The 21,458-nt window shown below is 50.7% G+C and carries 17 protein-coding genes; 4 read left to right on the top strand and 13 right to left on the bottom strand.

The features are described 5' to 3' along the window. Window positions 1-37: 37 nt before the first annotated feature. On the top strand, window positions 38-1,666 hold the full coding sequence (locus tag HY879_12675) for a thiamine pyrophosphate-binding protein (GenBank protein ID MBI5604197.1): 1,629 nt from the start codon (window positions 38-40) through the stop codon (window positions 1,664-1,666). A 178-nt stretch (window positions 1,667-1,844) separates the two neighbouring features. Here HY879_12675 and HY879_12670 read toward each other — a convergent pair whose 3' ends face one another. Continuing rightward, entirely contained in the window at window positions 1,845-3,452 is a 1,608-nt protein-coding gene (locus HY879_12670) for a long-chain-fatty-acid--CoA ligase (protein ID MBI5604196.1), read from the bottom strand. A 382-nt stretch (window positions 3,453-3,834) separates the two neighbouring features. On the opposite strand from HY879_12670, the gene HY879_12665 reads away from it, so the two are divergent. Further along, window positions 3,835-4,860 carry a C-terminal binding protein gene (locus HY879_12665; GenBank protein ID MBI5604195.1) on the top strand — a complete coding sequence of 342 codons (1,026 nt, stop codon included), beginning with the start codon at window positions 3,835-3,837 and terminating at the stop codon, window positions 4,858-4,860. A gap of 12 nt (window positions 4,861-4,872) precedes the next feature. Here HY879_12665 and HY879_12660 read toward each other — a convergent pair whose 3' ends face one another. From HY879_12660 to HY879_12620, 9 genes are all read right to left on the bottom strand, one after another. Then, window positions 4,873-5,742, bottom strand: a complete 870-nt coding sequence (locus HY879_12660) for a CoB--CoM heterodisulfide reductase iron-sulfur subunit B family protein (protein ID MBI5604194.1) — start codon at window positions 5,740-5,742, stop codon at window positions 4,873-4,875. 33 nt (window positions 5,743-5,775) lie between these two features. Continuing rightward, the gene (locus tag HY879_12655) at window positions 5,776-7,530 is read right to left on the bottom strand and encodes a 4Fe-4S dicluster domain-containing protein (GenBank protein ID MBI5604193.1); all 1,755 of its coding nucleotides are present in this window, start codon (window positions 7,528-7,530) and stop codon (window positions 5,776-5,778) included. A 130-nt stretch (window positions 7,531-7,660) separates the two neighbouring features. Next, complete coding sequence (locus tag HY879_12650; GenBank protein MBI5604192.1) at window positions 7,661-10,057, bottom strand: hydrogenase iron-sulfur subunit; 2,397 nt, start codon at window positions 10,055-10,057, stop codon at window positions 7,661-7,663. Next, complete coding sequence (locus HY879_12645) at window positions 10,057-10,383, bottom strand: 4Fe-4S binding protein (GenBank protein ID MBI5604191.1); 327 nt, start codon at window positions 10,381-10,383, stop codon at window positions 10,057-10,059. Before HY879_12645 ends, HY879_12650 begins: the two co-directional genes overlap by 1 nt. 31 nt (window positions 10,384-10,414) lie before the next feature. Beyond that, a complete protein-coding gene (locus HY879_12640) occupies window positions 10,415-12,166 on the bottom strand; it encodes an adenylyl-sulfate reductase subunit alpha (GenBank protein MBI5604190.1) in 1,752 nt (583 codons plus the stop codon). 98 nt (window positions 12,167-12,264) lie between these two features. Further along, the gene (locus HY879_12635; GenBank protein ID MBI5604189.1) at window positions 12,265-12,963 is read right to left on the bottom strand and encodes a Crp/Fnr family transcriptional regulator; all 699 of its coding nucleotides are present in this window, start codon (window positions 12,961-12,963) and stop codon (window positions 12,265-12,267) included. A gap of 152 nt (window positions 12,964-13,115) precedes the next feature. Then, a complete protein-coding gene (locus tag HY879_12630) occupies window positions 13,116-14,609 on the bottom strand; it encodes an anion permease (protein ID MBI5604188.1) in 1,494 nt (497 codons plus the stop codon). A gap of 33 nt (window positions 14,610-14,642) precedes the next feature. Next, window positions 14,643-15,476 carry a phosphate/phosphite/phosphonate ABC transporter substrate-binding protein gene (locus HY879_12625; protein MBI5604187.1) on the bottom strand — a complete coding sequence of 278 codons (834 nt, stop codon included), beginning with the start codon at window positions 15,474-15,476 and terminating at the stop codon, window positions 14,643-14,645. Between the two features lie 786 nt (window positions 15,477-16,262). Then, window positions 16,263-16,967, bottom strand: a complete 705-nt coding sequence (locus HY879_12620) for a Crp/Fnr family transcriptional regulator (GenBank protein MBI5604186.1) — start codon at window positions 16,965-16,967, stop codon at window positions 16,263-16,265. Window positions 16,968-17,198: 231 nt separating this feature from the next. On the opposite strand from HY879_12620, the gene HY879_12615 reads away from it, so the two are divergent. Then, on the top strand, window positions 17,199-18,344 hold the full coding sequence (locus HY879_12615) for a sulfotransferase (GenBank protein MBI5604185.1): 1,146 nt from the start codon (window positions 17,199-17,201) through the stop codon (window positions 18,342-18,344). A gap of 224 nt (window positions 18,345-18,568) precedes the next feature. On the opposite strand, the gene HY879_12610 is transcribed toward HY879_12615, so the two are convergent. Together HY879_12610 and HY879_12605 are read right to left on the bottom strand one after the other, a co-directional pair. After that, complete coding sequence (locus HY879_12610) at window positions 18,569-19,327, bottom strand: glucose 1-dehydrogenase (GenBank protein ID MBI5604184.1); 759 nt, start codon at window positions 19,325-19,327, stop codon at window positions 18,569-18,571. A gap of 50 nt (window positions 19,328-19,377) precedes the next feature. Beyond that, entirely contained in the window at window positions 19,378-19,638 is a 261-nt protein-coding gene (locus HY879_12605; GenBank protein MBI5604183.1) for a hypothetical protein, read from the bottom strand. A gap of 353 nt (window positions 19,639-19,991) precedes the next feature. On the opposite strand from HY879_12605, the gene HY879_12600 reads away from it, so the two are divergent. Then, window positions 19,992-20,216: a YwbE family protein gene (locus tag HY879_12600; protein ID MBI5604182.1), complete on the top strand. Its 225-nt coding sequence runs from the start codon at window positions 19,992-19,994 to the stop codon at window positions 20,214-20,216. On the opposite strand, the gene HY879_12595 is transcribed toward HY879_12600, so the two are convergent. Further along, the coding region (locus tag HY879_12595) for a hypothetical protein (protein MBI5604181.1) at window positions 20,179-21,458 on the bottom strand (1,280 nt) is incomplete at its 5' end. The genes HY879_12600 and HY879_12595 overlap by 38 nt on opposite strands.

Raw genomic sequence — 21,458 nt, 5'->3', positions numbered from 1 at the left:
ACGAAAGATTTTGCGGATTGGGAAAGGAGTCTTAGCGATGGCCAGGGTATCGGAAGTTTTTGTTCGGGCATTAAAAGAAGCGGGGGTAAGCCATGTCTTCGGTATCCCCAGCATTCACAATATCGGGCTTTACGATGCCCTGCGGGAAGAACCGGAAATCCGGCACATCCTTTGCCGGCATGAATCCAGCGCCACCCATATGGCCGACGGTTACGCCCGGGCCGGAAAAGGGGTAGGGGTCGTCATTACCTCTACCGGTCCCGGTGCCGGGTATCTGACGGCCCCCCTCATCGAGGCTTGGGGAAGCTCCTCCCCGGTCCTGGCCATCACGACGAATATTGCCGCCAACAAGATCGGAAAGGGCACGGGGACCCTCCATGAACTGGAAGAGCAGGACCTTATTTTCAAAAACATGACCAAGAAACGATTTTGCATTCGGCCAGGGGACGACGTAGTTACGATGGTGTCCATGGCCGTTCAAACGGCCTTTTCCGGTCGAACCGGTCCGGTCTATCTGGAAATCCCGACAGACCTCTGGGACCAGAATGTCCCCAGGAACGGAGTGGCAGGGTCTTCTCAGGGGCCGGCTATCGATCCGGATCAAGGATACGAAAATCTCGATCAGGCGGCCGGTCTCCTCTGCGAGGCCGAACGGCCCGTGATCGTTGCCGGTACCGGTGCGGTTCGGGCCGGGATCGGTGAGGAGATACGGGTCATTGCCGAGGCGCTCCAGGCGCCGATAGTCACCGGTGCCGAGGGGAAAGGCCTGGTCCCCGAAGATCATGATCTGGCCTTCGGCAACGCCGCCCGACGCGGGACGGTCCGGGAGATACTGGGGTCCTGTACGGTAGCCCTGGCCATCGGGACCCGGCTGCGTAACGTGGATTATCAGCGGCGGGGCGTGTCCCTGCCCCGGCTGATTCATGTGGACTGGGACGACACCTGGATCGGCAAGAATTATCCTGCCGAGATGAGATTCACCGGCGATATCCGGACCATTGCCCGCCGGCTTTCGGAAATGGTCACAGCCAAGGTTCATGGGATGGGAAACAGGGGAGAGCGGATTCCGGCCTTGCAAGACAGGATCAGGAAGGAACGGGAGATTATCACCAAAGAATGCCTGGAAATAGGATACCTCGACACCCTGCGCCGGGTCATCCCCCCCAACGGCAGCCTGGTGGTCGACAACACCATGCTGGGATACTGGGCCGAATATTTCTACCCTTCCTTAATGCCCGGCGGATTGGTGACCGCCAAGGGTTCGGCCATAATCGGCTTCGGATTTTCCGCCGCCATCGGTCTGAAAATCGCCTGTCCTGAACGGCCGGTGGTTGCAGTAAGCGGAGATGGCGGGTTTTTTTATGGCGCCCAGGAACTTTCCACCTGTCGTCGTCACGGGATCGGCTTTCCCGTGGTTGTAGTCAATGATGGGGCTTACGGGATGATCGATCTCCTGCAACGACAGTTTTACGGCCGGGGGGACTTCGAAACGAACCTGATCAATCCCGATCTTCCGGCTTTTGCCGCCTCCTTCGGCATCGGCGCCGAGCGGGTCGATAGCCCCCAGGGGCTGGAGCAGGCACTGAAGTATGCCCTGACGTCAAAGGAAATGCGGCTTATCGAACTGGCGGCCTCTTTTACCAAAAATCCTTTTATAAGATATTAACAGGTTGCTGAAAAAGGCCCATCTACTGCGTTGCCCTCATCCTTCGTCATTGCGACGTACTTCAATGTACGCCTCATTCCTCAGGATTTCTGGCGCCTTGTACCTGAACCTTTTTGAGCAACCTGTGAAAAAGGAGTTTTTCCGCATCTTGTTAAATTTAAATTCCTATACTATGCAGTTAATTCTCCGGAATATACCGCAGCTCGGCTTTCAACACCTTACCGGCCGGGTTTCGGGGAAGGCTGTCCTTAAATTCCACAAACTTCGGAACCTTGTAATCGGCGAGACATTCGGCACAGTATTGTCTGATCTCTTGTTCGGTGGCGGTTTCCTGGGTTTTTAATACCACACAGGCCTTTACCGCTTCCCCCATAACCTTATCCGGAACCCCCACGACGGCTACTTCCAGTATTTTGGAATGACTCGACAGCGCATTTTCCACTTCCAGGGAATAGACTTTCTCCCCGCCACGGTTGATCATATCTTTCTTACGGTCCAATAAGTAAATAAAGCCTTCCTGATCGATTTTCCCTATATCTCCCGTGTGCAGCCAGCCATCCACAATCGTCGCCCTGGTGGCTTCCGGGTTTTTCCAGTAGCCTTTAAAGATTTTGGGGCCTTTCAGCAGAATTTCCCCCGTGTTTTCCGGGGGCAGTTCCCGACCTTCTTCATCCACGATCTTAGCGTCCGACATGGGAAGCAATTTTCCGACCGCGTTTATCTTGCGATAAACATCCTCAAAGGGTGTCGAGGTAATAATCGCAAAACTTTCCGTCAACCCGTATCCCACACTGATCTGAAGTTGCGGCAGTTTGCTGGAAATACCCTTGACCATTTCCTCGGTAGCAAAAGAGCCGCCAAACAGGGCTGTTCTAAAAGAAGAAAAATTGTACTGATCAAAATCCGGATGATTGATCATGAGCCAGATGACATTCACGACGCCCATATAGTGGGTCACCCTTTCCCTGGAAAGGGTCTCTAAAAAATCCAGGGTCTTAAATTGTCGCAGATAGACGCAGGCCACGCCGCTGAAAATCGGAGGAAGCATCACGCAGGCCAGTCCGGTGATATGGAACAGGGGGATGCAGCAGATCATCTTATCTTCCGGTTGAAAAAGAACAAAGTCACTGACCAGCATGGCCGTCAGGGTCAGACCCTGTTGATGGAGTAAGGCGCCCTTCGGTTTTCCGGTGGTGCCTGAAGTATACAAAATAGCGGCCTCATCGGATTCCGATAAGGTGGCTCGTGTAAAACCCTCTTCCTGATGTTCCTGCAATATGGAAAAAGGGGCTGTTCCCTCGGGCGTCTGAGATCCAATAAAAAAAATCTTCTCAATCGTTTTCAGCCGGTCCCGCACTGATGAGATAAACGGCCAGTACTCTTCATCAACGATCAGGACTTTGCTTTCCGAATCGTTTATCTCATAGGCCAGTTCCTCTCCTTTGAACCGGGTATTGAGAGGCACCACAACGGCCCCCAGTTTCATCAAAGCGAAAAAAGATAAAGGAAATTCAAGTTGTATGCCCAGGAGCAGGGCCACATGGTCTCCCCGTTTTACCCCCCATTTTCCCAGTCCGGCAGCAATCCGGTTGACGGTCTCGTCGAATTTCCGGTAAGTCAAACGCCGGTCACCGGCAATAAAGCCTTCTTTCTCCGGATACCTTTTGACGGTTTTTTCCAGCAACTCCACCACATTCTTCGGCCTGTCCCTGAAAACCGGACCTTTAAAGTCCGGTCCCTCTTCCTCGATGAGTTCCCAGCCCATTTTACTTTTTAAGGTTTCCATTCCATCCCCATTGTGTTTATTATATTTTTCTCTTGATCTATGAAAAGATAGACTCCGAGGCATCATAAAATGGTAAAGGAACAAAGGTCAAGGAGAAAAAAGGAGGTATTTAGCTTGACAATTTTGCTGACCGTGGATAAAAAATGATTTTGATGAGTAGTATCTTTTAGTTCGAAAATAGAGTTCGAGTTCAATCATCAACTGTGCTATTTTCATGATTCGTGGTGTCACGCCACTATCGTGGCATGACGGTTTTGTACGAAAATAGCTCAAAGGTCAAAGCAAACCCAAAACGATTCAATCGACGCATGGCGAAAGAGATTTTCATGATTCGGGGTCCCCATCGGGGAATGAGAGATTAATATGAAGAAGGAGGTAGTCTATGAAGTTTAAGGTAGTGAATATCTTCGGACAGCCTGAGCTGGATTTTGGAGATGATCTGTTGGACCCTTCGGCGGCGACGCTGATCAAGGGGCTTTGGATGACGGAAGAGGAAATTATCGCTCAGGCCCATGACGCCGACGCCCTGATCGGCGTGGTCTCCATCCATCCTTTTAACCGGCGTCTGCTTAAGGCCCTTCCCCGGTGCCGGCTTATTGCCGGTATCGGCATCGGGTACGATAAAACCGACCTGGAAGCAGCCACCGACCTCGGAATCGCTATTACTAATGTGCCCGATTACTGCCTTGACGAGGTCTCAGGGACGGCCGTATCGTTAATGCTGGCCTTGGGTCACAGGTTATTTCCGATCGATAAAGCCGTCCGGGAACGACGGGTCGTTTTCACCACCGACCGAAAGGCCTTGAATGAAATAGCCAAACCGATATTCCGAATGCAGGATCAGACCCTGGGCGTCGTCGGTCTGGGCAAGATAGGGTTCGTCACGGCCCTGAAAACCAGGGGGCTGGGAATGCGGGTGATCGCCTATGACCCCTATGTCCTCGGTCCGGTGATGGAAAGCCGGGGCGTAAAACCCGTTGATTTCGATACACTCCTCAGGGAATCGGATTTCATCAGTATCCATACCCCCCTCACTGTTGAAACAAGCAACCTGTTCGGCTATCAGGAATTCAAGAAGATGAAGCCCACGGCCTATTTTATTAATACCGCCAGAGGGGGCTGCGTCGAACCAGAGGGACTCAAAAGGGCTTTGCGGGAAGGTCTTATCGCCGGGGCCGCTATCGACGTAACCGTTGACGAGCCGATCGCCCCGGATAACGAATTACTCACCATGCCCAATGTTATTCTCACCGGTCATAGCGCCTGGTATTCGATTACGGCGGATAAGGATCTGCACCGGAGACCCATGACCCAGGTGGTACGGGCCCTCAATGGGGAATGGCCGGATTATACCGTCAATAGTGAGGTGAAACCAAAGTGGATGGCCCGGTGGGGTAAGAAGGATTGAGACCAGGGGTACTTAAGACAAAAAGGCTACCATTCCGGATAGGTCCAGGGCATTGAGGTTGATCCCAAGATCTTCCTCGCTAATTCCGAGGCTCAACCCCAAAAGCTGGGTATAAAGTATGGAAGGAAGGGGATGGAAAGACCGGTCGGATATTAGCCTTTCTTGAACCCGGTCGAATTGGATTTGGCAATAAACACAGGCGCTGCAGAGATGATCGGCCCCGGACTGGGCGGCGTCAAGTATTTTTTTTCGGGTTAAGTCCAGGGAAAGATCGTCATCGATACCCAATAATGGGGAGCCGCAACATTCCAACTTTAATCTCCAGGGTATGCTTTCGGCACCGGTGACTTCCACGAGTTGATCGAATTTGGAAGGGTTCATGGCTTTATCAAAACAAACGATCTGGCTTGGACGTAGCAGGTGGCAACCATAGTGGGTGGCTATTTTCAGGCCTTTAAAGGTCTTGATCACCCGGGCCCTGATGTGCTCAAGACCGATGTCTTCCAGAAGAACCTCGAAGAGGTGTTTGACTTCCACCCCCTGTTCATAGCCCAGTCCCTCTTTCCCCAGCGTTTTATTGATTTCTTCCCTTAAGACTTCATCCCGGTTTAGATGGTGCCGGGCCTGCTTGAGGCTGTTAAAACAGCAGTTGCAGAAGGTCAGGATAGGACTCCCGTTTTTTTCAGCCAGGGCATGGTTCCGGGCTGAAGCCAGGAGGTAGGCCTTAAAATCAAAATTCTTCAAGGGATAACCGCAACAGCTAAACTCCCGGATATCCGAGAATGAAACCCCCAATTTTCTCAGCACGGCCTCCGTGGAGGTTTCGTATTGCTTAAGAAAGACGGCTGTGGGGCAACACCGGAATAAGGCAAAATCCTTCATTTCTTTCTTGTCTCCAACCCCCGGATCTTCCCCTTACCCGGCATTTAATCGGCTCTTAACCTGTTTAATGGCCAGGTTTTTTAATTGATAAAACACATCGGTAATCTGAACACCCTGCGGACATTGCTCCTGGCAGCGATAGCACCCCAGGCAAACCCACAACATCCTGGAACGCATGACCAGATCAGTCAATCCCCAGGACAATCCCTGCATGATCTGATGGGGAAGGAGGCCCAGGGCCTCTTGGGGTTTATCATAAACGTCCATAACCGGGCAGGCGTTGGTACAGGTTTTACAATTATAGCAAAAGGAGAAGGTCTGGCTTTGGACAGCCTGGTGCAGCCTGGTTTTAAGGGTGTAATCCCTGTGGGGTTTAAGGATCATTTCCCCTTGAGATCCTTTATTAAATTCTATTGAAAGGGCTTCTTGAGACCAGGCAATGGGTTTTTGGTATTGTCCCGACTCCAGCCCGGGACGCATGAGCCCCCGGTACAGGGAAAGAGGGGACAGGATCAGCGGTTCCGGATACCCTTTTTGAAGCAGGGCCTCCCTGGCGCTGACCCATAATTCATGGAGATTGATTCCAACAGGACATACCCCTGTGCAGCGCAGGCAATTGGTACACAGGCAGAGACCTTCCTGAATCCTTCGGGTGTCTTGCGGTGTGATATTTTCCCCGGCCGTCAAGGATTTGAGGGAAGCCATCTTTTCGGAAGGAAGGATATTCCTGTTGGGCATGGCTTCATAAACAATACCGACGGCACAGCGCTGGGTGCAGGCGCCGCAATGGGTACAGGCATCCAGTTCTATCATTTGTTTGGTAACCCAATTAGCCGGATCCGATGTCCGCTGATCCATGACCGCATTGGCCAGCAAACTTAAGGGGCCGGTCAGGATATGAATCATTTTACTGAAGGGCAGATAAGCCAGGCCCACGAAACAGGCCAGAAAGTGAAGATGCCAGAGCAGGTTAGGCAAACCGGCCCGGTCTAAACCGGGCGCAATGGGTGTCATGACCCTGGACGCGCCAAACCCCAGAAAGGCCCACTGGGGCCGGGAATGACAGGACAGGCAACTTTCATTAATCACCCGTCCCTTTATGAGGGCTTCTTCCTCAAAGGGCTCTTTAAGTTTGTGGGAAACCATGCCGTACTCTTTGACCCAGACCATTTCCAGGGACTTCAATGCCTTTTCGTCGTCAATACCGGCATATTCCTTCACCATTTCCTGGTAACGGGTGTAAGAGGTTATTTTTATCCCCTCTAATAAAAAGCCCGATATAATGATGAAGACCAGGATGAAGATGGCATAAACATCCATGGGACTGTTTTGCAGACGTGGGGATTTTATTAGAAAGCGCCGGTAGACGGCCAGCCCCACCCCAAAGAGTATCATGCCCCCAAACAGGTTTCTCAAAAACAGGAACGGATTCAGGGTGGGGTAATACTCCTTAAAGAAAGAAGCGGTGACGACCTTATCCAGGGCGTGCATGAGCAGCAGCAGGATAAACCCGCCATAGATGAGCTGGTGCATCCACCAGCGCAGCCGACTCTCCTTAAGGATTCTCTTCTGCAGGACGACCTCCAGAACAAATACCTTGAAAAGAGTCAGGATCTTCGGGCTGAAAAGGGTTAGAAAGATTCCCCGGATGGCCGCATAAACCCTTCTTGTGGGCGAGAATTCTTTAAGCGCCGGATCAAAACCGTAGCGAAACCAGGTCGATCCCTTATAAAGGAGACCTATGGCAAAAATGGTCAGAGCCGTATATAAACTGATTGTAAAAAACATAAACTTGTCAGGCAATGGGCGATGGGCAATGTAAAACGGGTTTATGGTCTTTTATTCGCCAATAGCCTCGTGCCTCTATTTTTTTTCGTACTTAACCTTGAAACTTGAAACTTGCATCTTGCAACTTATTTTAAATCTTAAACGGATTCGGCCCCATCTTTTTTAGGTCCTGGATATAGGCATCAAGCACATCCACATAGTGTTGCGAATCTCTTATTTCGAGACCCACGAAACGGACCCGTTCGGGTTCGATCATCATGGTTTTTAATTTATCGCTCAAATCCCCACTGCGTTTCTGGACCAGTTGGTTCCCTTTGACATAATGACACTGGTCGTCTTTACAACCGCCGATCAATACCCCGTCAATCCCCGAAGAAAGGGCGTCGGCGATTAAGGCATTGTTTATGGAACCGGCGCAAGACACTTTAATGAAGATGACATTGGGCGGGACCGGCAAACCCTGGTTTACGGCCGATTGGGCGGCCTTATAGGCATCATTTTCGCACAAGAGGGCCAGAATGACCGGCTCGCCCTTGCCCATAAAGGAAGCATTGATCGCCTCGATCTGGACCGCCATCTGTTTGATGGTGTTGTTACGTAAGGATATGACGGCCAGAGGGCAGATACCCATGCAATTCCCGCACTGCCGACATTTGGCCAGATCCGGAGAAGGGAAATTTTTTTCATCAAAGACGAAACTTCCAAAGGGACATTCTTCCATGCAGCGTTTGCACTGATCGCACTTGGTTTTATTGACCACCGGATAATAAGGTTCGATCAGGACCGTACCGCCCATAAATTTCAGGGCCTCCAGGGCCGACCGCTGACTGGATTCGATGGATTGGGCTACATTCATCGGCTCCCGGCAGCTTCCTCCGGTATAAATGCCGGTCCTTTGGCTTTCCTCGGGATGGCATTGTCGATGGGATTCAAAAAAGTGATATTGATTTTGAGGAAGGTTGAAGGTCTGAGCCATTTTCTGCGAGCCTTTGGAAGGGCACATCCCCCCGGCCAAAACAAGCAGGTCCAGGTTGATTGCAATCTTTTTATCAAGCAGGGGGTCCAGGACGGTTATATTCAACTTCCCTGAATTTTGGTCGGCTTCCACCCGGGCCGGCCGGTCACGGACAAAGGTGACATCTCCTGATTCCCGGACCTTGCGATAAAGATCCTCTTCGAAGCCCGGGGTACGAATATGTTGGTAGAAGACATAACACTTGGCCTCCGGGACCAATTCTTTAAAATAAAAGATTTGCTTTAAGGTAACCGAGCAGCAAACCGAAGAACAATAATTTAAGTGTCTTTCGTCCCGGCTTCCGGCACACTGGATGAACCCCACTTCTTTTAGACTGTTTAAAGGAAATTTTGCCAGAGGGGTAGGGGGGCGGTTGTCCGGGGAAAGGAGTTGTTCCATTTCCAGGTTGCTGATGACGTTGGTTAGACGGCCGTAGCCATATTCTTCCACGTTGGACAGGGGATAGGGGTCCCAGCCGGTGGTAATGAGCACGGCCCCCACCCGGAGCTGTTCCTCTGACGCTGATTGATCCAATTCGACAGCCCCGGCCGGACAGGCCTTTTCGCATTCCCGGCACTCCGGGGGACAGTGCTGCCGTTCAATGACGAAAGCGGCCGGAAAGGCCATGGGGGAAGCCGGGTGAATGGCCTTCCGGGTTTTTTGCCGGGAAGCTTCGAAACCCGGTAGGTGGGGTGTCGCATCCGGCATCAAAGGAAAAGGTTCTTGGACCTCCACCGGGCAAACCGTCTGACATTTTCCGCAGCCGTTGCAGCGTTTCTCCAAAACAAAACGGGGTTGTTTTTGAACGGTGGCGATGAAATTTCCCGGGCCCCCCTCGATGGCGGCTACCTCGGCCAGCGTGATCAGTTGCAGGCGACCTGCGTCGCCAAGCCTTTGAAGGATAAATTCCAATCCACAGCGGGGGTCGCAGATCCGGGGATAGAAACGGGAAAGCAGGGCCACCTTTCCGCCTACCCCGCTTTCCTTTTCTACCAGAATGACCTGCTTGCCAAGCCCGGCCAGAGATTCAGCGGCCTGAAGACCGGCCACTCCGGCTCCGATAATCAGAATGGCTTCCGAAGCCGGAAGTTCCAGAGGTTCCAACGATTCCAGCAGGCGGACCCGGGCCAGGGCCATCTGGACCAGGATCAAGGCCTTGGCGGCCCGGATTTTCGGATCTGTTTCCATTAAACAGACCCCCTGTTCTTCCAGGTCGCACCAGCCATGAAGGCAAGGATTCAGCCCGGCTGAAGCCAGTTCGTCTTTGAGGCTTTTCATTTGATAGGGGGTGAAACGTCCCACCCACAGGATGCGATCCACCTGTTTTTCCCCCAGCCCATTTTTTAAAGAATCCAGGAAGGCCGGGGCCCACAGATCCTCTATGACCTCACAACGACCCACATTTTTGGCCTTGCCGATCTTTTGGACCAATGCCGCCAGGTCGATGGCCTGGGCCAGTCGGCCGCCTTGATCCCGGATGAATATTCCGATTTTCGGTACGACTTTATCCATTATTCCGGTTCCACCCTGTTTTTATAGCGAAATCGTTCTACGTTTCCATGGATATCGATACAGGTCCAGGTAATATTGTCGGTGCCCATCATGGGGATCAGTTGGGCCTTGTGGTATCCCAACTGGTAGGGAATCCGGGTCTCAATGGCCCCCACAGGGCAGACCTTGGTACAGGACATGCAGTCCCAGCAATCGCGCGGTTGGCGGCAATAGGCCTTCATGTTTTCCCCCAGGGCCATCAGATCACCCGGACAGATTTGTTCGCATAAGGTCTCTTCCTCGGCCTTGCAGCCGTCACATTTTTCCTTATTAATTTTCGGTGGCATATTTTTTCCTCCTTTGAACACTTGGTTAGTCTTAGGGTTGATAACGATCCCCCGGAACAATTTGTTCATAGGGCCTGGTAAACGTTTCAATTTCACCGGTTTCCTGATTCCGGCGACTCTCCACGAAACAGTCGAATTTCGGGTCCATCTCGGGATAATCCGACCGGGTCTGCCAACCCTTCCAGCGGGTTTCCTTGCGGAATTTCAGATGATGGACCAGCACTTCAGCCACATCCAGACGGTCGATGACCTCATGGGCATTCATCAGGTCATGAAGGTTTTTGGCATAGAGGTATTCAACCTGATCGTGCAACATTTTCAGATGCTTTAGGGCGAAATCCAGCCTTTCTTCATTGGTCCGGTAAAACTGGGAGGTGCCCCCGGCATACTCATCCATCAGTCGTTGCATCCGTTCTTCCATTTCCAGAGGGGAGACCCCGTCAAACTCAGGTCCTCGCAGTAAAGGTGCAAATACCCGCTCTTTCTCCTGTTCCACCTGCTGTCCATCCAATTCAGGCAGGGAAAGGGTACTCAGGTATTCTACCGCACCCCGGGCCGCCAGCTTTCCTTCTGCGGCGCACCCCCCCACAAACTTGTTAGGGGTGCCTCCTGCTGTTTCGCCGGCCCCGAACAGACCGGGAATCGTCGTCATCCTTTTAATATCCACCCAGTAGCCGCTTTGGGTATGCCCGCCCACTACATAGGGATCGCTTCCGTAGATTTCAATGGGATCCTTGGAGATATCCTGCCCCCGGCTGGCTAAAAAGAGGACGAAGGAGGGGCGCTCATTGAGATAATCTATCTTGAGGTCTCTAACATCCTCCGGTGACAAGTGGGTGGTATCGGCATAGGTAGGCCCTCTTCCGGCCAGCCATTCTTCCATGGGGGCATTGGCACGAATATATCGCGGGGCCTTATCCCCGCCCAGGTGGGCATAGTGTTTCTGCAAAATGCGTTCGCCTTTGGCGTTGATGATATTGGATTTGTACCCTACCGAAATCGTATCCACCGGTCCGCAGTGATCTTTGGTCCGGGTGGCTACCCATCTCTGCTCCAGGGAAGTCATTTCCGCGCCCTGGCGAATCCCCACGGCATATCCCGAACCGACATTAAATGGACACATCCAGGTTTGGTGGTGGGCGCTGGTGGCATCACTGGTGTACGATTTATACAGGCCGCAGGCCCCACCGGTTGAAACCACCGTGGCCTTGGCCCGAAAGACGTAAAACTTGCCGTCTTTGACCCCAAAACCCATGGCCCCGACGCATCTATCACCGTCCATCAGCAAGTTGGTGGCCACCACACGATTGTAGACTTCCGCTCCCATCTCCATGGCCTTTTCGGCCATGATGGGTTTGAGTTGTTCGCCGTGGATGGAAATATCCCAGCCTCCGCGATATTGGGGCTTGCCCTCTTCATCCCGGATGATGGGCAGACCCCACTTTTCCAGATCCTCCACGGCTTCATTGAGGTTCTGGGCATTGCTTAAGGCCAGGTCTTCCCGAATGGGTCCACCGCCCACCTGGGAACGGCTCCAGCGCACCAAATCCTCCGGGGTCTTTCCCTCGGGGATATACGTATTAATGGCATCCATCCCGGCTGCGGTAGCGCCGCTCCTGCTGATATGGGCCTTTTCCATAATGGTGACGCGCAGATCAGGGTTAAGTTTTTTGGCCTCAATAGCTGCAAAGCAGCCGGCATTACCTCCCCCCACAACCAGTAAATCGGTTTCGATTACCTCGGTGGGGATCTCTTCCAGGCTTTTAAAAGTTTTCTCTGCCATTTATTCCCTCCTTGCTGAAAAAAGTTGGTCAGTATTTTTTCTATATTTATCAGTAAAAGAAGATAAAAGATGTTGACTGGACGACATTTTTAATTTTTTTAAAAAATAAAACCGGATGAATCGATGAGTTCGGTAAGCTTTTCCAGGTTCAGAATGGTGATCTTACCGGCCTCGTATTTAACAAATCCTTCCCTTTTAAATTGATTGATGATCTCCGTTACCGTTGTCCTGGTTGCCCCGATCATATTCGCCATTTCCTGGTGGGTTAATTTGTCCTTCAGCAGGATCCGGCCTTCCGTCGGTTCACCGCTGATCTGGCCGAGTTTGATGAGCAATTGGGCTAAACGGGAGGAGACGTCGCAGGCCACCAGGTCCCTGATGGTTTCATGGGCCTGACGGATTCGGCTGCCGTATAATCTCATGATCAACAGGGAAATTTCAGGGTTTTTACTGATGAGTTCTACGAAATTCATTTTATTGATGGCCAGTGTCTGGGTATCTTCAACGGCTTCAGCGAAGACAGCCCTCATCTCGCCCCCACAAAGTTCCGCCAGACCGAACAGGTCCTTGGGGTTGCAGAACCAATAAATAATTTCCCGGCCTCCCGGGGACAAATTATAAATTTTAACCCGGCCGCTTTCCACGTAATAGATAAGATTACCTGTGTCCCCAGGGGAAAAGATAACCGTATTTTTGGGATAACTTTTCTTATAAGCGTTTTTATAAAAAAAGGTTCTCTGGTCTTCCGTTAATTCTTTGATAAAATCGAGGTTATCAAGGTACCAACGTTTTTCCATGTAATTCCGCCTAACAAAATGTCCTCCAATGAAAGACCCGGCAATCCTTCATCATAGAACTGCACCCACCCGACCCGCACCCTCTCCCACGATGGGAGAGGGTGTCAAGGTTCTCCTCCCTTGGCAGGAGGGAATAAAGGGAAGCTGAAAAATTACAAAGGATATCCGATCAAGGCCAGCCAGGCTGTCTGGACAACCAGAACATAGACATTGGCTATTATGGAAAGGATGGCCCCGAACCGGATTATCGTCCACCCGGATGCCCCTGAAGCGCCCCAGGCAATGAGAAAGGCGGTGATGGATATGGGCAGAAAAAAGGCATAACTCAGGCAGTTGGTCAAAACCAAAGAGAAGGGCAATACCCCGAGGTTAAGGGTCTTAGCCATTCCGATCAATAAGGGAATAAAGGCGGCACCCATGGCCACGGCGCTGACTATCCCGGCCCTGGCAATGTGCAGCGCACCGGCCAGGACAAACATCATCAGAAAGGTGGGCAAACCGAGATCCCTTACGGGCTCTACGATAATATTGGCCAGCCAGGTTACCGTTCCTACATCATAAAGAATGGTGCCGAGAGAAATGGCCCCTCCAAGCAAAACCCAGGTGTCCCACATGATATGTTTATTCACTTCTGCAAATTTGATCTTTCCCCAGGGCATAAATAACAGAGTCGCCGTTATCAAGGCGACCATGCCTGATTTTATTTGATGCCACTCTTCTGTTATCCAGAGGGCCAGCCCGATCAGGATACAGATAACCGCCCAGATCTCTCCAAAACTGATCTTGCCTAATTCTTTCTTCAGTTTCGGTATCTCTTTTTCGGCGCCCGGTATTTCGAGTTTCCACAGCTTGAAATAGGTAAAAACGTACCAAAACATGATAGGGAGGAGCCCCCAGAGAGGCAGATTAAGCCAGAACCACTTGACCCAGGAAATATAAATCCCTTCAGCCTGAAGTTGACCGGCCAGGATGATATTCGGGAAATGGCTGGTCAGGATAAGCACCCCGGTAAAAAGGGGGGTCAAGCCCGGAGTCTGGAGCAGCAAGGCGGTGTTGATCCTTTTAACTTCCGGCAAATGTTCTTTGCCATTCATTAAGGTTCCGATGGCCTTGGTAACCGGCAAGAAAAGGGCCGTTTCAGAGACCGTAGGCAAAACAGAGCCGACCGCTACGTCTGCCAGTCCAAGGCCAGTCTGGATTTTTGTCACCCGGCTTGATTTCATCATCGTGACTATTTTCAGGGCGATCCTTTTCCCGAGAGGTGTTCCCATCATAATCCCGGCAATGACAAAGGCTCCGCCGGCCAGAAAAAATATATCGGTGGAAAAGGCCTTGAAGGCCACACCCGGTTTGATCCCGGCAAACAAGACTACCAGCATGGGCGAGGCAAACCCCACGATGGCCTTTGGCAGGGCGTCCGTTACCATAATCGTGATAAACCAGAGGAAAACGGCCAGCACTGACTGGGAAGTGGGCCTTAGGCCCGGAAGGGTTGGGCTGAAATGAATTATGAAGAGAATCGCAAAGGCGATAATCAGGCCGATGATGGCTTTTTTAGGCTGGGCAACTTCTTTTTCTTCTGCCTCTTCAATGGCCTTCATCTTCTCTTCCAGATAGGTCTCTTGTTTCGGATGCTTTTTTTCCATCTAATCCTCCTTTTTACCCGTTAATTTATCCGATCAAAAAGTACCGGCGGCCTTGGCCGCTTCCCTCATGGGGTCAAAGTCCTTATCACTGGTAGCAACAAACCCCTCCAGGTTGGCTTTGTTCAGCGCATTTTCTGCCTGGGTCGAATTTGGTTTCAGTTTCAGGAAGGCGTCTTTTATTTTTGAGGCTACCTTTTTGTCGGTCTTCTTGGTGGTATGGACCGGCCAGTTGGGAAGGTCAATCGTCTTTCCTATCTCCTTCAGCATGAATTCGAAGGGGAGTTTCTTAAAGACCGATTCCGGCATTCCGCCGGCGTCAACTTTTCCATCCCGGACGGCCTCACCGACCTTTGGCGGTTTCCCGGCAAAGCTTATGGATAGTTCCTCCTTCCGGATACCGGCCTTCTGGAGTGCGAGCATCTGGGCCACATAGCCGGCCGCCGAGCCCGGATCAACAAAACTGACCTTCTTTCCTTTAAGCTCTTTTATCGTCTTGATAGGACTCTCCTTAACAACGAAGAAGACCCCTTTCAATTTGGTACCCACCCCGGGCTCAGAGGCCAAGGCCAGCGGTTCCACCTGGGGCACCTCTTTTTTGACCACGATATAAATATTGGGATTGGTGAATCCGATATCAAAATCGCCCGCTATGGCTTGTTTGGTATAGGTCTCAAAATCCTTGGGGATGATTAAATTAACCTTCATAGCTGTTTCCTTTTCAAGGTACTGGGCTAAAGGGGTAAACATTTCAAGTAGTTGTTTTTCCGGAAGCCTCGGAAGCAACCCGAACTTGATTTCTGCCGCCGATCCGATTACAGGGGTGATAAGTAACAGAACCGATAAAAAAAGCATCAAAATTCTTTTCATTTTTTTCTCCTCCTTCGTTTTTTTCTGTTTATGCAACTGATTCTTACTTGGCTTATTCTAAAAATTGTAACACTTTAGTTGTTTGAAAAGAGACCCTTTTTCACCGCAAAGGCGCGAAGAACGCAGAGAGAAACATCTTTGTTCAATCCCGTGAGAGGCGGGATTGAACAAAACATCCCTGGCCTCCGACCAAATAATTACGCGGTCGACTTCGTCGACCTTAAACAAAGGCTTCCGTTTGGAAGCCGGCAGAAGGGTTTCCGGCCCGTAGGGGCCTACACCCCGGAGGGTTGCGAAAGCTTTTTCCTTTCTGTCCTCTCAACAGAAAGGAAAATTTATTCCCTCTTTGCGCCCTTTGCAGCTCTGCGGTGAAAATTGTTTTTCAAAAAGCTAAGTTATTTGGAAGTCGTCATTCCCGCGCAGGCGGGAATCCAGGCCGGGCAAACTTATCAAAAAACACTGGATTCCGGCTTTCGCCCTCCGGGATGGAGTCCGGAATGACAAAATGTCCCAATTTTTTGTTTCTAACGGCGATTCTGCCTAAAGGGAAATAAAAATTCTATCGGATAGCCGATAAATGGCTGACGGGCGGGTTATCTGTCAAGTTTTTACAGGCCCCTTGGTGAAGGGGGATGGGGCAGGGGCGCCACAAAGGATGAAAATAGATCAAAAGAGGGCTATGGGCAATGGGCCAGAGGCTATAAGTAAAGAAACAAATTTATAGGTTATGTCGCCCATAGCTTATTGCTGTAGCCGCTTCGAGGTTTTATAGACTTGAAACTTTATTTAAAGATAAAGGCGGGCCATGATCTCGGCAGGTTTGAGCAGGGTAATTTTTTTTCTGGATATGTTTATAATTCCATCCTGTTCCAGTTGCTTCAAGGTTTCACTCACGGTCTGTTGACAGGAACCGATCATCTCGGCAATCTTCTCCTGGGTCAGGTGCGTCGGAACGGTTATGGGATCATTGAGGACATCGGAATCAAATGCACTGGAGTAACTGAGGTAAATCAAGAGTTTTAACAATCGGGTGGTCACATCGCAGACCATAAGATTTTCAACCTGTTCACCGAGATACCTGAGTCGTTTACCCATGATCTCCATCACCCTTTTGGCAAGGGGAAAGTGACGGGAAAGAAGTATTTCAAGCTCTTTCCGTTTAATCTCATAAAGGGTGCAATGGGTCATTGCCTGGGCGTTGCAGGCCCTGTTCTTATTGCAGATGGCTTCGGCCAATCCGAACATCTCACCCGGATGCCGAATAAAAACGATGGATTCTTTCCCACAGGAACTGATACGGAAGATTTTGACTGCGCCATTCTCCAGATAAAAAGCAGAATCTCCGGGATCTTCCTCTAAAAAAATGGATTGATTCTTTTTAAGGTTCCGTTTTATCGATAAAGCGACGAATTCTTCCTTTTCAGAAGCGAGTTCCCAAAAAAAATCATCTTTATTCAGATGCCAGTGGGTATGTTTGTTGGAGGCTCCCATTTGTTTGAATTTTATATATAAAATTAAAAATATGTCAACTAAATTTAAATGTAACGGATCTCCCATTTATCGTTTAGACGATACCTATAAATTTTAAGATGGTGTATAATTAAACCATACGGAAATCAAAGAGTTCCGAGTGAAGCTTTCAGCCTTCAGTTAACCCATTAATGGTAATGGATTTTGCTGATAGCTAAAAGCTGAGGGCTGACCGCTCCAGGAGGAGGGTTTATGACCATCGAGTTAAAAGAAAAACCAGTTTTTATCATAGGATACGAACGATCGGGCACCACTTTATTAATGGCTATGCTGGGCTGCCATCCACGCCTGGCCATCCCTGAAGTGGGATGGCTTTTCCCCCGCATTTATCCCTGGCGCCATACTTACGGCGCCCTTTCTCTTGACCGCAATTTCCGGACAATGGCTGCGGAGATGCTTTTCGGCCTGAATCAGCCCCTGTGGGGAATGGGGTTGAACCCGACAACCGCAGTGGACGAAATTATTTCCCTGTCCCCTGAACGCAGTTTCGCAGGCCTTTACACCGCCATGCATCTTCGCTATGCTAAAGAGTTTGGAAACAAACCCCGATGGGGACAAAAGACCCCCAATAATCTCTTCTTTGTTCCTCAGATACTGGAGAATTTTCCTAATGCCCAGTTTATTTTTATCGTTCGGGACGGCCGGGATGCCTGCGCCACCAGCCTGGAGTCGGCCTTCGGCGCGGGGAACCTGTACGACGCGGCCCAAACCTGGAACCTGGCCAATACTTTTGTAAAACCCTTCCGCCGCAAATATGACTCTTCGACCTGGCTGGACATACGTTATGAAGAACTGGTCCGGGCACCTGTAAAAATCCTCAAGACTATTTGTGATTTCCTGGGAGAGTCCTATTCTCCTAATATGCTGGCATTTTATAAGACCCCCATGGCCCGAAAACGGGGAAGCCAGAGGGATCATGCGCCGCTGGGTCTTCCGGTCTCCGATAAATATGTCGGCATCTATAAGGATCTGCTCAGCCTCCGGGATCAACAGATCTACGCCGCCGTGGCCGGACAAACGCATAAGAAACTCGGCTACGAATTAGATGTGAAACCCCTGAAGATTTCGGAAAAGGACAGGGCCCTGTGGATAGAATTAAATGGCCGCATCAGGGCGGCACGTCTGGATGGTCCGGGTGGACACATCGTATTTGAGAGCTATAGAGACTGGCTGGTTGAGCAGAGGGAAATCCGTAAGCAAAAGGGCATCTGGAGTGATACCGATGCAACCCATGAGTTCCCGGTCGGACACCCGGACGAAGAATATATTGTGGGTTTCCGGGCCCCGGCAAGATGGAAAAGCCATTTCTGCATCAAACGGCAATATATAGGGGGTTAATTCAAAAATAAAGGGACCCTTTCGGTAACATTAACGAAGTGGTCCTCGATGCGGTGGCCGCTGTTAAAACAGGCCAACCTGGCTTTACCGAGGAAACTTTAGAGAATTCAATACGTTCGGTTGGTCCGGCCTAATGCCGTTAACTTAAGAACTTATTGTCTTATTTCAAAGCATTGGAGCCATTCTGGCAAAAGCCGAAATCCAATTTTCTTGAGATCGGCTTCTTACGCCCCTCCACTGACTTTAATAATCGCTCCCGTGATATAGGCCGCTTTATCGGAAGCCAGGAAGGCGGCGGCATTCCCGATGTCATAGGGCTGGCCAACCCGCCTAAAGGGTGAATGGGCATAAAGCTCTTTGATGTCCTTGACTCCTGCTGTCGCCTTCGCCAGACGAGCCCCCATGTCGGTTTCCACAAGCCCCGGCCGAATAACATTCACATGAATTCCATGGACCACTTCTTCCTTGGCTAGAGTCAGGGCCAGGGCTTCCATGGCCGTCTTGGCCATATTGTAGGGAGACCCGTTAGGCATCATCACTTCCGCGGCAATGGAAGAAATGAATAAGATATCGCCTCGGGGTTGTTGACGCATACTCGGCAACACGGCTTGCGTAAAATAAAAAGACCCGAAAACATGGGTCCTGATGACCCTTTCCATCTCCTGGGCGTCCGTATCGTAAACGGCATTGCCCCGTGAAGCGATACCGGCGTTGTTGACCAGAATATCGATCTTTCCAAAGAGACCGATAGCCAGGTTAACGGCCTCTTTTACGCTACCATAATCCGTTACGTCGGCTCGAAAGGCCGCGGCTTTTCGTGAAAGTGATTGGATCTCCCTTATCGTTTCTTCGGCAGCTTTTTCATCCTTTCGGTAAACAACAGCGATGTCGGCCCCTGCCTTCGCCATCGCCAGTGAGATCCCCCGGCCGATTCCCCTTCCACCTCCGGTCACCATAGCCACCCTGCCGTTTAAATTCATCATTTTCCCCCCCGAGGGTTCTCATAATTATTTTACTGAAAAATTAATTCTGATTAGAAGGCCTTTCCACTGCCGCCGAAAAGAATGCCTGCACCGAGCACGAAACCGAAGTTGTACCACCCGCCGTTGTTATGCACTTCGTAGAAGTTCACACTGTTCGAGAAGAGCGAGAGGATGAATGTGATCGGCGAGATTATCCCATGCCACAGGCCAAGCCAGAACCCGGCGATAGTTCCATTGGCGGCAGCCGTATGGAGAGCGGAGTTCGGACCGGCGGCACAGCCAACCAGCGTCAAGATGCAAAGAACGAACATCACCGAAAGTATCGCATTTTTGGGGCTCATTTCATCCTCCTTTGGGTCGGCAGAAATTGTTTTTTGGATAATTCAGGTGAATCCTCTACAAAAATTTAAGGATAGATAACTTGCCGGTCTTGCAAAAAATCCTTTACTCTGACGGATTCTATAGTAGCATAACGGCCAAGGATCATCTACTCAATTCCTTTTACCTTTTATCCTTGGCAAGGGCCTCAACCCCAAACTCTTGCCGAAGTATAAAATGTGAGTGGTAGGCCAGCGGATGATCGACCTTGACTTTTCTTCCGGCAATATTTAAACTCCTCAAAAAAGAGCCTTTGGGAAAATTTAGACTTTTGAAAGAACCTCTAATGAATGGAAAAAATAGGGCCGATATTAAACCGGGGGGCCGGGTGCAGGTCGTCCAGAAACAGGATCAACGATCCGGGAAACTGACCGAAGGAATCGTTCAGGACATTCTAACGAAATCTCCTCATCATCCTCATGGAATCAAGGTGCGCCTGACAAACGGCCTGGTGGGCCGGGTGCAAGAAATCCTTACAGGAATCTCCCGAAATGGAGGGCCTTCCGGTTGATTCCGACCGACATTTCCTCCTGGACCAATTCGCCGCCCTGGAGATGAAAAGGGATAAAAACCAGGAGATGATCCAGGGGCTCGATTTTTATTTCGGGAAGATTAAGGGAAAGATGGTCTTTGGAAAGGTCGGCCCAAACAGCCTCCAACCCTTCCCTGACCTGATCCCAGGAAAGGGTGACCGGATAATAATTGCCTTTGGGCACCTTTTCCAGGAACTGAACCTTTAGAGGCCGGCGAAAGCTGACCGCTTTGGACAGGTTTAAGAAAAGGGAAGGGGAAATTTTAAAGGCCGGCAACCAGAAAAATAATTCTTCCTTTTCTCCGTTGGCCCCCTTTTCTTCCGGAGGGACAACCAGCCGGGCCAGTTTGGTTATTCCCCGGGGGGACCTTCCGCTGACCCTGGCCCGGATCCTCCAAAAGGGGATAAAATAAGGGGGCTGCCCCCCTAAAGCATCTATGATCCCGGCATCCAGCTTTTTTAATCCCTCCTTTGAATATTCCCAGACCCGGTCACAATTCCGGCACAACAGGACCTGGGTATCCTTCTCTCCTTGCAGGTCCGCCCCGCAATAGGGACAAAGGATGGGAATAAATTGGACCTGCCAGGACTCTTCCTGAACATGGACAGGAAATGGCTCGAAATCGGCTTCCCTGGCCTTACCCAGGATACGGTCTCCGAGTCCGTCAAAGACCCTCCCTTCTCTTAATAAAATAGGGGCATAGACCAGGCTGACGGTCTCGCCGACAAAAACTTGCCGATGAAGGGCCGGCACCTCTTCCGATTCCGGGGGAGAAATCCTTTCTTCGGTAATCCGGGTTAAAAATTCCTTAACAGGTAGATGGGGCTGAAGAAATCGCCCCTTCTTTTGGGAGGAAAGGAGCCGCAACTTGAAGGCCCTGGCCTGGAGCCCCAAAGAGACCGGTAAAAAAGGGATTTCGGTCGCCAGGAAGGTCGTATCAATAAACCGGTTTTCCTGGTTTGGTTGAGAACAGGTATAGGTAATCCCTCTAAATCGCCAGTAAGGGACATAGATTAACCCCTGATCTAGTTTTCGGTCCTGATAGGGTTCCAAATAATAGCAGGGATGGCCAGGATAAAGGATGAGCAGCCGGACCCGGCAAAAAGCGCATAAAAGGATCCGGTCGGCCTCTTCCAGGGTAACCGGGGCTCCGCATTGAGGGCACTTCAGTTCAACGGCCCAGGAATTATTATAATAAGAGGCGCTTACAGTGCCCATCT

The sequence above is a fragment of the Deltaproteobacteria bacterium genome, assembly GCA_016219225.1.
In the GTDB taxonomy this organism is placed as follows: domain Bacteria; phylum Desulfobacterota; class RBG-13-43-22; order RBG-13-43-22; family RBG-13-43-22; genus RBG-13-43-22.
The sequence above is the reverse complement of the archived record's forward strand: the minus strand, read 5'-3'. Positions and strand labels throughout refer to the sequence as shown.